Source organism: Thiomicrospira pelophila DSM 1534 (genome assembly GCF_000711195.1).
In the GTDB taxonomy this organism is placed as follows: domain Bacteria; phylum Pseudomonadota; class Gammaproteobacteria; order Thiomicrospirales; family Thiomicrospiraceae; genus Thiomicrospira; species Thiomicrospira pelophila.
This window is the reverse complement of record NZ_JOMR01000001.1, coordinates 2,095,649-2,108,215: the sequence shown is the minus strand read 5'-3', so window position 1 is coordinate 2,108,215 and position 12,567 is coordinate 2,095,649. Positions and strand designations below refer to the sequence as shown.

The following is a 12,567-nucleotide window of genomic DNA, read 5'->3' as shown; positions in this document are numbered from 1 at the left end:
CCGCCATCACAGTTTCAATGGCTTCTTCGCCGAGCTTTTTCAATATTTGATCTAGCCCTTTAGCGTATAGACTCGCTACATAAGAACTATCAGCTGATTCGCTTTTACGTGTTTCAAGCAGTTGATCAAGTTGCGTTAGAATTTCGCTCATAGTCGCACCTCAATGCCTTGGTCTTGCATGGCTTGTTTTGGCTTCTTGAATGGTATGTTCACCAAAATGGAAAATACTGGCCGCCAATACGGCTTGGGCATGACCTTGTTGGATGCCGTCAACCAGATCTTGTAGTTTACCAACGCCCCGAAGCGATTTACCGGGATATTTACCGCATCGGCAATGTGCAGGCTAAGGTCGTTATCAAACCCCACTTTTAGTGCCATCGCGATCCATGCTGGTAACGAGTAGTTCGCCCCGCGCCATAGTCTTGCCATTTTTTTTGACCACTCAATCGCGTCAATGCCGGTTGAGTTGCGCCCACCGTGGGGTAAAATATTTCCCAGCGGTTGGGTTCGCCTTCTGCACTGACTTTTTTTAGCGTCAATTGCAAACTACGATACATTGAGAGCCAAATAGATCACTGGCTTGCTTAACAAATTCCGGGTTGGTAATCGCAGCGGTGTTGATAGAAACTTTGTCGGCACCTGCGTTTAGCATGCGTCGAACGTCTTCAACCGTGCGAATGCCACCACCTACAGTTAACGGAATAAAGACTTGGCTGGCGACATCTTCGACCACATGCACCATGGTGTCACGATTATCCGAACTGGCGGTAATATCCAGAAAGGTAATTTCATCTGCGCCTTGTAAGTCATATCGTTTGGCGACTTCGACTGGATCACCGGCATCTCGAATATCTAAAAACTGCACGCCTTTGACGACACGGCCATCTTTCACGTCTAAGCAAGGAATAATGCGTTTAGCGAGTCCCATTAGCGTGTGGCCTGCTATGTGTTTTGAAAGCTGGTCTGCCAGTGCTTGGCCTTCAGCAAAGTCTAGGCTACCTTCATAGATTGCGCGACCAGTAATCGCTCCAGTCACGCCGTCCGATTCAATTTTAGAAAGCGCATGAATGTCGTCTAAATTGGTGATGCCGCCGGATGCAATTACCGGAATGCTTAGAGCTTGAGCAAGCGCTTGAGTGGCTTCGATGTTGACGCCTTGCATCATGCCGTCGCGACCAATATCGGTGTAGATAATGGCTTCTACACCGTCGTTTTCAAAACGTTTGCCAAGGTCTATTACTTGGTGGTCAGTTACCTCAGCCCAACCATTAATCGCGACAAAGCCTTCTTTTGCATCAAGGCCAACCATAATATGCCCAGGAAAGGCTTGGCACGCTTGAGCGACAAACTCAGGAGTATGAACGGCTTGGGTGCCAATAATACAGTAGGTTACGCCGGCATTTAAGTAGGCTTCAATGGTTTTGAGGTCGCGAATACCACCGCCAATTTGAATCGGCAGTTCAGGGTAGGCCTGACTTACTTGGTAAACAGCTTTCACCGTTAACCGGGGTGCCTTCAAACGCACCGTTTAGATCGACCATGTGTAAACGACGTGCGCCTTGGCTAACCCAGCGCTCGGCCATGGCTACTATGTCTGATGAAAAAACGGTGGCATCTTCCATCACGCCTTGTCTTAGGCGAACACACTGGCCATCTTTTAAGTCAATTGCAGGAATAAGTAGCATAAATTAAAGGTCCTTAGATTGAAAAGCAACTGGGCTATGCGCCATTCCAGTTTAAGAAGTTTTTGAAAAGTTGAAGTCCAGCGTCTGCACTTTTTTCAGGGTGCGCCTGAATGGCAAATAATTGGTCTTGCGCCACCGCCGATGCAAAGTCGGTTGCATAATTAGTGAGTCCGGTTACTTCGTCTTTTAACTCAGGTTGGATATAGTAACTGTGCACAAAATAAAATCGAGCTTGATCTTCAATTTTGTGCCATAGAGGGTGTGGCTGAGTTTGTTGAATTTGATTCCAACCCATATGTGGGATTTTTAGGCCTGGGTTGGCTTGTTCATCAAATCGAACCACGTTTCCAGGAATAATATCTAAACAGTCAATGCCGTTGTTTTCCTCAGAATGGGACATTAAAACCTGCAGTCCCATGCAAATGCCAAGAAATGGCTTGTTTTTTAGCGGCTTGTTTGATCGGTTCAATCATGCCGGTGTTTTGCAAAGCCTGCATACAGGCTTTTGCAGCACCCCTGGCCAGGGAAAATAACCGCATCGGCATCGGCCACATCTTGTGGGTTTTGAGTGACGATAATACGGGTTTGGCTATTGGCGACATGTTCGGCTGCTTTTGCAACTGAACGCAAGTTTCCCATGCCATAGTCAATCACGACGACCTGCTTTAATGCCACTTATAGACTCCCTTTAGTTGAAGGCAACTGGCCTCCCATTCTAGGATCGTCACTTAAAGCCATGCGCAACGCACGACCAAAAGCTTTGAAAATGGTTTCGGCTTGGTGATGCGCGTTTTGACCGCGAATGTTATCGATGTGCAAGGTGGCTTGCGCATGATTAACAAATCCTTGGAAGAATTCAGATACCAGCTCGGTTTCAAATTGACCAATTTGGGCACGCGTAAAGTTGGCATTAAATACCAAACCTGGTCGCCCAGATAGATCAATCACGACACGAGACAATGATTCATCCAGCGGCACATAGGCATGGCCATAACGTGTTATGCCTTTTTTATCGCCCACAGCCTGTCGAATTGCCTGGCCTAGCGCAATGCCTATGTCTTCTACGGTGTGATGGTCATCAATATGCGTGTCGCCATTAGCTTGAATATCAATATCAATTAAGCCATGTCGCGCAATTTGGTCGAGCATGTGTTCAAAAAAAGGCACACCGGTATTGAGTTTGGCCTCACCGGTACCGTCTAGATTAACGCTTATTTTAATTTGCGTTTCTAGTGTGTTGCGTTCAACTTGAGCTGTGCGCATTGCGTATCCCACCAAGCTTAAAAGGAAGCTATGATACTGAATTTTGTCTAAATTTGCACTTAAAAGCGTTTTGGCTTGTTAAGGTTTTTAGGATAAATAAAGCCGGCCTGGTGGTTGAATTGTGAAAAATCGAGTACGCGAATTTAATATTTTTTAAGCTAATTAGGTGGGAGCGGGCTTGGTCATAAATATTTTTTAGTTGTGTTGAATTGGTGGTTTATTAGATAATCCCGTTGATTTTTATAGCGGTTCCTTGCCGGCCTCTAACCAAAGTGCTAGTAAATCTTGACCTAAATTAAGTTTTCTGGCGATTTTAAACAGCAATGTTTCTTTAAACTCCCTATAATTGGCGGTTGAGGAGTTCTTGTACTGTTTGAGATTTAAAAACAATGGCAGGCGGGGACGAAACATTAAGACTAAAAGGGGAATCCAACGTGGATACTACAATGACAAAACCACAATATGATGATGGAGTGGTCAAATATTTGACCGTTCTAGCTGTCGTGTTTTTGGTGCTGGGTACGCTTATGGGGACGTTCGCAGCCTCTCAGCTAGCATGGCCAGCTTTAAACTTTGATATTGCTGAAATCACCTTTGCTCGTCTACGTGTGATGCATACCAATACTGTTATTTTTGCATTCGGTGGCATGACATTGATGGCAACGGCGTTTTATACGGTTCAGAGAACCAATGGTATCAAGCTGTTTAGTAATAAAATTGCATGGATTACGGCGATTTTGTTTACGGTTGGCTTGTTATTGGCTGTGATCACTTTATCTTTGGGGATGACGCAAGGTAAAGAATATCATGAGTTAATTTGGCCGTTAGATATCGCAGTAGCGATTGTTTGGGTTTTATATACCTTTAACTTTGTTATGACGATTGCGTCACGTAACAAAGAAACTCATTCACATGTATACGTATCTAACTGGTTCTTCCTAGGTATGATGATTATGATCACCTACCTATATGTTGTGAACGGTTTAGCGATTCCCGTGTCTTTATTTACTTCCTATTCTATCTTTAGTGGTGTTCAAGATGCCATGATTCAATGGTGGTGGGGTCATAACGCAGTAGGTTTCTTCCTAACGGCTGGTTTCCTTGGGATTATGTATTACTTCGTTCCTAAGCAAGCACAACGTCCGGTGTACTCATATCGTTTATCGGTTATCCACTTCTGGGCTTTGATGTTCGGTTATGTATGGTTAGGCGCTCACCACTTGCAGTACACGGCTCTACCTGATTGGACTGGCTCACTAGGTGCGGTTATCTCTCTTGCTATGATCATTCCATCTTGGGGTGGTGCGCTTAACGGGATGTTAACGCTTTCTGGTGCTTGGGACCGTTTACGTACAGACTATATTTTGCGCTTCTTAATCATGGCGTTGGCTTTCTATGCGATGTCAACGTTTGAAGGTCCAGTGATGGCGGCTAAGACGGTTAATGCCTTGTCGCATTACACGGATTGGACTATCGGTCACGTGCATTCTGGTGCGTTAGGTTGGGTTGCTATGGTGTCGATTGGTGCGATTTACCACATGGTAATGAAGCTATGGAACACTGAAATGTATTCAATGCGTTTGATTAACTTCCACTTCTGGTTGGCGACAATCGGTACGGTGCTCTATATCGTTGCAATGTGGGTGTCAGGTATTATGCAGGGCTTGATGTGGCGTGCTTATGATGAGTATGGCATGTTGGCTTACACCTTCGCTGAGTCGGTGGCTGCAATGCACCCATACTATGTAATGCGTGCTGTTGGTGGTGTGCTATTCACCTCTGGTGCTGTAGTGATGTTATATAACATCGTTATGACCATTAAGATGGCTAAAGCCAAACAAACCAGTACTGTGGCAGCGAATGCCTAGTTAGAAAAAGGGTGGCTCTATTAAGGAGTCACCAGTCTAAATTAATGAGTTGAGGAGCAGAAACTCATGGCAGATCAAACTCCAAAAAATTTCCAAGATCGTGTAGAGCGCAATATCTTTGCAATGATCTTGGCTACCGCTTTTGTGGTATCAATCGCGGGTATTGTTGAAATCGTACCGTTGTTTTATCTCAAGTCTTCCGTTGACTACACGGAAAAAACTGATAAATACGGTAACGTAAAAAATGAAAAATTCCCTGAGCTAGTATGGGAACGCACGTTTACAGAAGAAGATGGCAAAGTCGTATCGGACAAACGTCTTTACTATAAAAAAGCTGACGGAACCTGGGGTTCAGATTGGAAAGAGGGTGATGGGGTACGTCCACATACACCTTTAGAGTTTGCCGGGCGTGATATTTACATCCGTGAAGGTTGTTATATTTGTCACTCTCAGATGATTCGTCCTTTCCGTGATGAGCGTGAACGTTACGGTCACTTTTCATTGGCAACCGAGTCTATGTATGATCGTCCGTTCCAATGGGGTTCAAAGCGTACCGGTCCTGATTTGGCACGCGTAGGTGGTAAATATTCTGATGAATGGCATGTTATGCATTTATTAAGACCTCAGAACTTAGTACCTGAATCTGTTATGCCAGCTTATCCTTGGCTTGCTGAAAATCCGGTGAACAAGAGCTACTTTGGTACAACACGCGATATGAAGGCTCGTATGACCGCATTGCGTCGTGTAGGTGTTCCATATACAGATGAAGAAATAGAGTTAGCGCAAGAGCACATTGAAGGTAAGACTGAAATGGATGCGATCGTAGCTTACATGCAGGTTCTAGGAACCATGGTACAACTCGACGACAGTAAGGTTTATCGTGAGTAAAATTCAACAATACTTCAGCACAGACTGGTCGTCTATGACGGGCCATGACTGGGCTGGACTAATCGTAACAGTACTGGTTTTTGTTGGTTTAGCGGTTGCGTTCTGGTGGGCTTTAAGACCTAGCAAACGCAAAGAGCTCGAAGAACAAAAATACAAAGTACTTGATGATGATTGATTATTCTGAGGAGAATAAGTATGGCACAACATAATCCATGGCCTGATGAAGGTAATACTGGCCACATTTGGGATGAAGACCTACGCGAGTTAGATAATCCGCCGCCACTATGGTGGATGCTAGCGTTTTACGCGGGTTTAATTATGATCGTTTTCTATGCAGTTTATTACCCAACGATTCCATTAGTAGACTCTCATACAAAAGGGGTAGCTGGTTGGACTCAGGTAGAAGAGTATAAAGAAGACTTTGAAGTTCTAAATAACTGGCGTGAACGTACCTTTGCGGCTGAAGAAGAAAAGCTTGCCAGTATGGATGTTGCGGACATCATAAAAGATGATGAATTGCGCGCTTATGCGGTAGCCACTTCAAAAGTATTATTTGGTGATTATTGCATGGCTTGTCATGGTGCGAATGGTTCTGGTAACCCGAACTTTCCAGTGTTAGCCGATGATAATTGGCTATGGGGTGGTTCCGTTAAACAAATTGAAGCCTCTCTAGAAAAGGGTCGTGTTGGTAATATGCCTGCGAAAGGCATGATGGGTAACTTAAATGACGAAGAAATTGGTCAGGTTGCTGATTATGTCATCGCTTTGGCGGCTGATGAAGCGGATAGTGAGCAATACGCCGCTGGTAAAGCTATTTATAATGGCAAGGGCTTATGTATGGCTTGTCATGGTCCACAAGGCAAGCCTGTCGCGCCAAATGGTGCGACCAACTTAACTGGTAGTATTCCACGTTTTGTTGGTGTTCCTGGTAACTTGCAAGCAGATCGCCGTGATTCAGTTATTCACACGATTACTTATGGTGTAAACGTAAAAAAAGACGGCAATTACCTACCTGAAACGCGTCGCGCAGAAATGCCTTCTTTCAAAGAGCGCCTACCTGATGCGGACGTTAACATTAAACGCCTAGCGATTTATGTCCATGAATTAGGCGGTGGTCAATAAATACAATTAGTGCTGCCTAATTGAATAGTGATTTACCCACGACGAGTTTTATAAGTCGTGGGTTCACAAAGTTGAGGAGATAGTTCATGAATGAATTAAATAGTGACTGGGTTTTGTGGGTTTCGCTTCTTGCCTTGGTTTTCAGTATCGTTGCATTAGTTGCATTTGGCTGGAAGATTTTCAAGAGCATGGAAGGTAGTGACGAAGACAAGTCTTAATCGCAAATGCTTGATATAAATAAAAATAGGCCTATTTATAGGCCTATTTTTATTTATAACGAGTGATAAAATTAATCAAGGATCAACTTGTCCTAAAACGGTTAGAATAATGTTCCTATTTTAATGATTAACTATAGGCATGTTTAATCCATCCTTAAATTAAGAGAAGGCTTATGTCAGACTCAGATTCCAAAAAAGAAGCTTATCGCCCCAAAATTCACACTGGTTCAGTGCTTGATGATGTTCATGTCGAATCCAAAACATTAGATGATATCGGCGTTGAAATTTTACCTCTGCATACTGGTGGTACCGTACACGCAAAACGAATTGGTGGTAAGTTTCGTAACTTCAAATGGATGGTTGCCTCTTTTTGGTTGCTTTTATTTGTAGGCCCTTATATTCGTTGGAATGGCGACCAAGCCATTTTATGGGATTTAGCTAATCGTCAGTTTCATATTTTTGGCTTAACCGTCTTACCCCAGGATATCTGGATGCTGGCAATGATTTTGTTGTTTTTCGCACTGTTGTTAGCCGCCTCTACGGCAATAGCTGGTCGGGTCTGGTGTGGTTATTTTTGTTTCCATACCGTATGGGTTGATGTATTTACTTGGTTAGAGGAAAAGTTCGAGGGTAAACCTGGAAAGCGCATTAAGCTTGATGCAGAACCCATGAGTTTTGCAAAATTTAAAATTAAACTACCCAAACATCTGGTTTGGTTATTTATTGCCTTTATGACTGGCTTTAGTTTTGTTGCCTACTTCACTGATGCATTCCAGCTATGGGCACGCTTGCTCAATTTCCAACTAGGTTACTATGAGTTTATAACCATTATGGTATTGACCGGTTTAACTTATCTAACAGCTGGTTTTATGCGTGAGCAGGTTTGTATGGGATTTTGTCCTTATTCACGTATTCAGGGTGCCATGACTGATACGGAAACTGTTATGCCAACGTATGATCGCGATCGCGGAGAGCCACGTGGACGTCAACGCCGTGTTAAACCTGGTGAAGAAGCTCCGGTTTTAGGTGACTGCATTGACTGTCGTATGTGTGTAGACGTATGTCCAACAGGCGTAGATATTCGCTTGGGTCAGCAGTTTGGTTGCATTACTTGTGGTCTATGTATCGATGCCTGTGATGAGATCATGGAGAAAGTTAATAAGCCAAAAGGGTTGATCAGGTACGCCGCTATTAACGAATTTGCCGGTAAAGCCTTGCCCCCAATTTGGCGTCGTCCTCGTGTGATAGTTTATTCTTCCATTATGACATTTGCGGCCTTTGCGTTAATTTGGGGCATGGTCAATATGGCACCTATTGATGTCACAGTACTCAAAGAGCGCGCACCTCTTTATGTACAAATGAGTGACGGTACGATTCAGAATAAATATGAAGTTAAAGTCGTCAATAAAACCAATGAAGTCATGCAAGTCGAAGTAGAAGTATTTGGTCATGACGATTTGATTTATATCGCTGACCGAGTGGCTGATGTTTCACCCGGTAGTGTTTCGACCATTCGTCTATTTGTTCGTATACCGCGCAACAAGTTATCTGAGCCAAGTATGCCAATTGATATAGTGGTGAAAGATTTAAGAAATAAGGATATTCGGGATCGTTATCGTAGTGTATTCCACGGGCCAAGCTATTAATTATAGAAGCCGTTAATTTATTAAGCTCATTTAATAATGAGCAAGGATTAGGCATCTTAATCCTAGGAGAAGAAAGGCAATGCAGGAACAAAAAAAAGACACCCGTGACTGGAGTGTAGCTTGGAAAAATCCCTTGGTTATTTTCTGGGTAGCGATTCTATTAACTGTTTTAATGGTCAATTTTTTTATGGTTAGTATGGCAGTGGTCACTAATCCAGGCCTGGTGATTGATGATTTCTATGAACGCGGTAAAAACCATGCCGCGGTATTAGCTGAGCGTCAACAAATGGAAAAGTTAGGCTGGCAGTTAAAAGTCGATATGCCTGAATTAATAGAAGGTAAACCGGATCGAATCGCACTAGAAGTACTGGATAAAGATCATACTCATTTTGATGTGGATTCGGCCACACTCTATTATTATCGCCCATCCGACCGTAATCTTGACGGCTCAGTTGAGTTAACCCAATTGGAAACCAAAGGTCATTATGCGTCTGAATTTGCCTTACCCTTAAAAGGCAAATGGGACTTTATAATTGAAGTGGTAAAAGGCGATAAAAAATACAGTATTGGCCAATCGTTTATGGTTAAAGACCCTGAGTAATCAATGAGTCAGTGCTACCATTGTGGCCAGGAAATTACACAGAACGAACGGGTCGACAAAGTCATTAAAGGTCACGACCGTTCCTTTTGTTGTCATGGTTGTGCTTCTGTATGTGAAGTGATTCATAGCTCGGGTCTAGAAAGTTTTTACAAGCTTTCACCGGATACTCAGCGGCCAGTTGCGCCTAAGCAACTTAGCCAGGCGTCCGACTTTTTTGATTATGACGAAGTACAGTCTCAGTTTGTTAAAAATTTAGGTCAAGTACGTCAGATTACACTTATGTCGGATGCCATTCATTGCGCGGCTTGCATTTGGTTAATTGAACACAGCCTAGCAAAAATTGACGGCATTCTGTATGCCAACGTTAATTTCACTAACAAACAAATCAAAGTCCGTTGGGACAATTCAAAAATCCAACTTTCAGAAATTTTGCAGCGCCTTAACCAGATTGGTTACGATGCGCGTCCATATGATGCCGAAGAAAGTGAACAAGCGTACCGCAAAGCGAATCGTGATTTATTGTATCGGTTAGGTTTTGCTGGTTTTGCGGTGATGAACGCGATGTGGTTTTCGGTCGCGCTCTACACCGGTGCTAATGACGATGCTGAGTACCGATCCTATTTTTACTTCGTACTGTTTTTATTGGCCAGTGCGACCCTTGTTTATTCGGCCCAGCCTTTCTTAAAAGGCGCATTCCAAAGTCTTAAAGCCAAGACGGTGGGAATGGATGTATCGATAAGCTTAGGCCTACTGATTACCTACGGTTATTCAACTTGGGTGATGTTACAACCTGACCATGTAGGGCAAGCTTTTTTTGCGACCGTCATCGATCTAACGTTTCTACTCTTAATTGGACGATATTTAGAAGCCATTTCCAAAAATAAAGCATTAGATTCCACCCGGCGTTTAATGGAGCTTCAACCTAAAATGGCGCGCCAATATATTAATGGGGTTGAACAGGTTGTACCGGTTCGCTTGCTGAAAGCAGGGGATCGGGTTTGGGTTAAGCCTGGCGATAAAATTCCAGTTGATGGCCAAGTAGTGGAAGGCGAAAGTCAGGTGAATGAATCCATGCTTAGTGGCGAGTCACGCGAAGTGTTTAAGCAGATTGGTCATAACGTGTCGGCCGGCACAATTAATCTTGATGGCTCTTTGGCCATTTCAGTCGAGGCTACGCTCGATAACACGCGTTTGGCTCGTATTATTCATTTGGTCGAGGATGCGCAAGGGTCAAAAGCCACCATTCAGTGTACCGCTGAGAAAATTATGCCTTGGTTTGTGAGTGCGACACTGACTTTAGCCACATTGGCCTTTATGTTTTGGTGGTGGAAAGCGGATGTAGAAACCGCCATTATGGCCGGTACAGCGGTGCTGATTATCACCTGTCCTTGTGCGCTTGGTCTGGCCACGCCTATGGCGATGGCAGTGGCGGCTGGCGTGTCTGCCCGAAACGGCATATTAGTCAAAAATAGTGTAGTGTTGGAGATGCTAAATGAGGTGGATCATTTTGTGTTTGATAAAACCGGCACCCTCACAAAAGGTCAAATGAGTTGGGTTGATGAAAGCTGGGCACCAGGCCTGGTGGTAGAAGAATGGCTAACCAAGATTGCTAAAATCGAGCAGAAATCTGAGCATAGTTTAGCTCGAGCCATTGTTAAAAGCATGGACTCCCGTCAACCGGACTGGCAAGTGAATAAGTTAATGATTGATGAATTTAAAGCGGAGCCAGGTCGTGGCGTAAGTGCCAAAATAAACCAGGATCAGGTGCGGATCGGCACGGGTATTTGGCTAAAGCAATTTAATATTAACCTACCCGATGAAATGCTAACGGCTGAGCAAGAGCAGGCGAAATTAGGTCGCAGCAGCGTTTGGGTTGCCAATAATCAAAACGTGATCGGCGTACTTTTTATTGAAGATGAGTTACGCGAAGATGCCAAAGCTTTGATTGAGCGTTTACAAGCGCGGGGCAAACAAGTCACCTTGTTAAGTGGTGATCGCCAGCAAGTCGCGAATGCGGTTGCGCATCAATTAGGTGGCATGAACGTAATGGCTGAGGTTCTGCCGGAGGATAAAAGTCAGGTGATCGCCGACCTGCAAAAACAAGGTCAAAAAGTGGCGATGGTTGGAGATGGCATTAACGATGCCCCGGCGCTAAGCCGAGCCAATGTTGGCTTTGCATTGGGGGGCGGAACCGATGTTTCAATGGATTCGGCCGATATTATTTTATTAAATAATGAGCTACTGTCGATCAATACATCCTTAGCTCTATCGGATCGAACGCTTAAAACAGTTAAACAAAACATAGGCTTATCCATTACTTATAATATTATTATGGTGCCGCTGGCGATGGCGGCGATGTTGACGCCTTTAATTGCCTCCATCACCATGCCGCTAAGCAGCTTGGCTGTGATTTTGAATGCTATGCGGATTCGTGGATTTTTCAAAAAACCGATTAGTCGTAAGGTCACAAGAGGATAAGTTGTGGAAATTATATTTATTACCATTCCACTGGTATTAATTGTGGGGGGATTGGTTGTTGCAATGTTTATTTGGATGGCGAAAAAAGGGCAGTTTGATGACTTAGATGGTGCGGCTCACCGCATTTTGTTAGATGATGAAGACCAAAAAACCGAGGTGGAATCAACAAACTCGGATGAAACGACAGGCTCAGACTCTACCAAGGCTGGTCACAAAGATTAGGTTTTACGCCCGATATACCAAGCCTCTCGGTTGAGTCCGTTGTTTGCGACTTTGATCCAACCTTCGCCATAAACTTCACATGTTAAAGATGACCACCAGGCCTGGTACTCATTAGATTGTATATAAAAATCCAAATTGCTTGGCCCATTAGTTTGAACTGGTGCCAAAAATGTTTGATAAAACAACAGACCTTGTGGTTTTAAAGCCTTAACCAGTGAGGGCAAAATCGCACGATCTAAATAGTGGCTCACTACAATTACATCAAATTGATTCGGCTCGAAATCTTGCTCAGTTATGTTTTTACAAACCGCTTGTAAGTTCGACAAGCCTTGTAGCTTCGCCCAACGTGTTACTAAATCGGTCGCCGTTTCTGAAATATCCCAAGCCTGAGTATTTAGACCACATCGTGCTAGAAAGCGCGCATTTCCGGCTAAACCACTCGCCAAGTCCAAGGCTTGGCCTCGCAAGGGTAAACGTCGAATATGCTGCTTTAATAACCAACACGCTTCAGCCGGTGTTGATAATTCGGCCTCTGCGTATTTTTGATTCCATTTTTGCGCGCTGAATTGAGACATC

14 protein-coding genes and 2 pseudogenes are annotated in these 12,567 nt (G+C 43.9%); 9 read left to right on the top strand and 7 right to left on the bottom strand.

What is annotated here, in order from left to right; all coding sequences use genetic code 11:
• The 6 genes and pseudogenes from hisE to hisB form a co-directional block, all read right to left on the bottom strand.
• Positions 1-151: phosphoribosyl-ATP diphosphatase (gene hisE / locus N746_RS0110280; RefSeq protein WP_029936328.1), on the bottom strand; the 151-nt coding region annotated here is incomplete at its 3' end.
• Positions 148-928, bottom strand: a pseudogene (gene hisF, locus N746_RS10795) (imidazole glycerol phosphate synthase subunit HisF). The gene hisE and the pseudogene hisF, both read right to left, overlap by 4 nt.
• Before the next feature lie 24 nt (positions 929-952).
• A pseudogene (gene hisA / locus N746_RS10500) lies at positions 953-1,685 on the bottom strand (1-(5-phosphoribosyl)-5-[(5-phosphoribosylamino)methylideneamino]imidazole-4-carboxamide isomerase); the annotation flags it as partial.
• Positions 1,686-1,719: 34 nt separating this feature from the next.
• Positions 1,720-2,085 carry an imidazole glycerol phosphate synthase subunit HisH gene (gene hisH / locus N746_RS10990; protein ID WP_425426645.1) on the bottom strand — a complete coding sequence of 122 codons (366 nt, stop codon included), beginning with the start codon at positions 2,083-2,085 and terminating at the stop codon, positions 1,720-1,722.
• 65 nt (positions 2,086-2,150) lie between these two features.
• Positions 2,151-2,360 carry a hypothetical protein gene (locus N746_RS10985; RefSeq protein WP_425426644.1) on the bottom strand — a complete coding sequence of 70 codons (210 nt, stop codon included), beginning with the start codon at positions 2,358-2,360 and terminating at the stop codon, positions 2,151-2,153.
• Positions 2,361-2,948 carry an imidazoleglycerol-phosphate dehydratase HisB gene (gene hisB / locus N746_RS0110255; protein ID WP_029936324.1) on the bottom strand — a complete coding sequence of 196 codons (588 nt, stop codon included), beginning with the start codon at positions 2,946-2,948 and terminating at the stop codon, positions 2,361-2,363.
• A gap of 446 nt (positions 2,949-3,394) precedes the next feature.
• Between hisB and ccoN the strand changes: the two genes are divergently transcribed.
• From ccoN to ccoS, 9 genes are all read left to right on the top strand, one after another.
• Positions 3,395-4,816 (top strand): cytochrome-c oxidase, cbb3-type subunit I, encoded by a 1,422-nt coding sequence (gene ccoN, locus N746_RS0110250; RefSeq protein ID WP_029936322.1) that lies wholly within the window; start codon positions 3,395-3,397, stop codon positions 4,814-4,816.
• A gap of 66 nt (positions 4,817-4,882) precedes the next feature.
• Positions 4,883-5,704 carry a cytochrome-c oxidase, cbb3-type subunit II gene (ccoO, locus tag N746_RS0110245; protein ID WP_029936320.1) on the top strand — a complete coding sequence of 274 codons (822 nt, stop codon included), beginning with the start codon at positions 4,883-4,885 and terminating at the stop codon, positions 5,702-5,704.
• Entirely contained in the window at positions 5,697-5,879 is a 183-nt protein-coding gene (locus N746_RS10490; protein ID WP_038125953.1) for a cbb3-type cytochrome c oxidase subunit 3, read from the top strand. Before ccoO ends, N746_RS10490 begins: the two co-directional genes overlap by 8 nt.
• Positions 5,880-5,899: 20 nt before the next feature.
• On the top strand, positions 5,900-6,826 hold the full coding sequence (gene ccoP, locus N746_RS0110235; protein ID WP_029936319.1) for a cytochrome-c oxidase, cbb3-type subunit III: 927 nt from the start codon (positions 5,900-5,902) through the stop codon (positions 6,824-6,826).
• Between the two features lie 86 nt (positions 6,827-6,912).
• Positions 6,913-7,044, top strand: a complete 132-nt coding sequence (locus N746_RS10960) for a hypothetical protein (RefSeq protein ID WP_281169742.1) — start codon at positions 6,913-6,915, stop codon at positions 7,042-7,044.
• 173 nt (positions 7,045-7,217) lie between these two features.
• Positions 7,218-8,690: a cytochrome c oxidase accessory protein CcoG gene (gene ccoG / locus N746_RS0110225; RefSeq protein ID WP_029936317.1), complete on the top strand. Its 1,473-nt coding sequence runs from the start codon at positions 7,218-7,220 to the stop codon at positions 8,688-8,690.
• Between the two features lie 79 nt (positions 8,691-8,769).
• Entirely contained in the window at positions 8,770-9,291 is a 522-nt protein-coding gene (locus tag N746_RS10880; RefSeq protein ID WP_029936316.1) for a FixH family protein, read from the top strand.
• Positions 9,292-9,294: 3 nt separating this feature from the next.
• On the top strand, positions 9,295-11,769 hold the full coding sequence (locus N746_RS0110215) for a heavy metal translocating P-type ATPase (protein ID WP_029936313.1): 2,475 nt from the start codon (positions 9,295-9,297) through the stop codon (positions 11,767-11,769).
• 3 nt (positions 11,770-11,772) lie between these two features.
• Positions 11,773-11,991 (top strand): cbb3-type cytochrome oxidase assembly protein CcoS, encoded by a 219-nt coding sequence (ccoS, locus tag N746_RS10790; protein ID WP_029936311.1) that lies wholly within the window; start codon positions 11,773-11,775, stop codon positions 11,989-11,991.
• On the opposite strand, the gene N746_RS0110205 is transcribed toward ccoS, so the two are convergent.
• Positions 11,988-12,566 (bottom strand): class I SAM-dependent methyltransferase, encoded by a 579-nt coding sequence (locus N746_RS0110205; RefSeq protein WP_029936309.1) that lies wholly within the window; start codon positions 12,564-12,566, stop codon positions 11,988-11,990. The two genes, ccoS and N746_RS0110205, sit on opposite strands and share 4 nt — an antisense overlap.
• Position 12,567 lies beyond the last annotated feature (1 nt).

Coding starts and splice junctions, on each gene's coding strand:
- hisH (WP_425426645.1), bottom strand. CDS start 2,085: ATGTCCCATTCTGAGGAAAACAACGGCATTGACTGTTTAGATATTATT.
- ccoN (WP_029936322.1), top strand. CDS start 3,395: ATGACAAAACCACAATATGATGATGGAGTGGTCAAATATTTGACCGTT.
- ccoG (WP_029936317.1), top strand. CDS start 7,218: ATGTCAGACTCAGATTCCAAAAAAGAAGCTTATCGCCCCAAAATTCAC.
- ccoP (WP_029936319.1), top strand. CDS start 5,900: ATGGCACAACATAATCCATGGCCTGATGAAGGTAATACTGGCCACATT.
- N746_RS10880 (WP_029936316.1), top strand. CDS start 8,770: ATGCAGGAACAAAAAAAAGACACCCGTGACTGGAGTGTAGCTTGGAAA.
- hisB (WP_029936324.1), bottom strand. CDS start 2,948: ATGCGCACAGCTCAAGTTGAACGCAACACACTAGAAACGCAAATTAAA.
- N746_RS0110215 (WP_029936313.1), top strand. CDS start 9,295: ATGAGTCAGTGCTACCATTGTGGCCAGGAAATTACACAGAACGAACGG.
- N746_RS0110205 (WP_029936309.1), bottom strand. CDS start 12,566: ATGTCTCAATTCAGCGCGCAAAAATGGAATCAAAAATACGCAGAGGCC.
- ccoO (WP_029936320.1), top strand. CDS start 4,883: ATGGCAGATCAAACTCCAAAAAATTTCCAAGATCGTGTAGAGCGCAAT.
- N746_RS10960 (WP_281169742.1), top strand. CDS start 6,913: ATGAATGAATTAAATAGTGACTGGGTTTTGTGGGTTTCGCTTCTTGCC.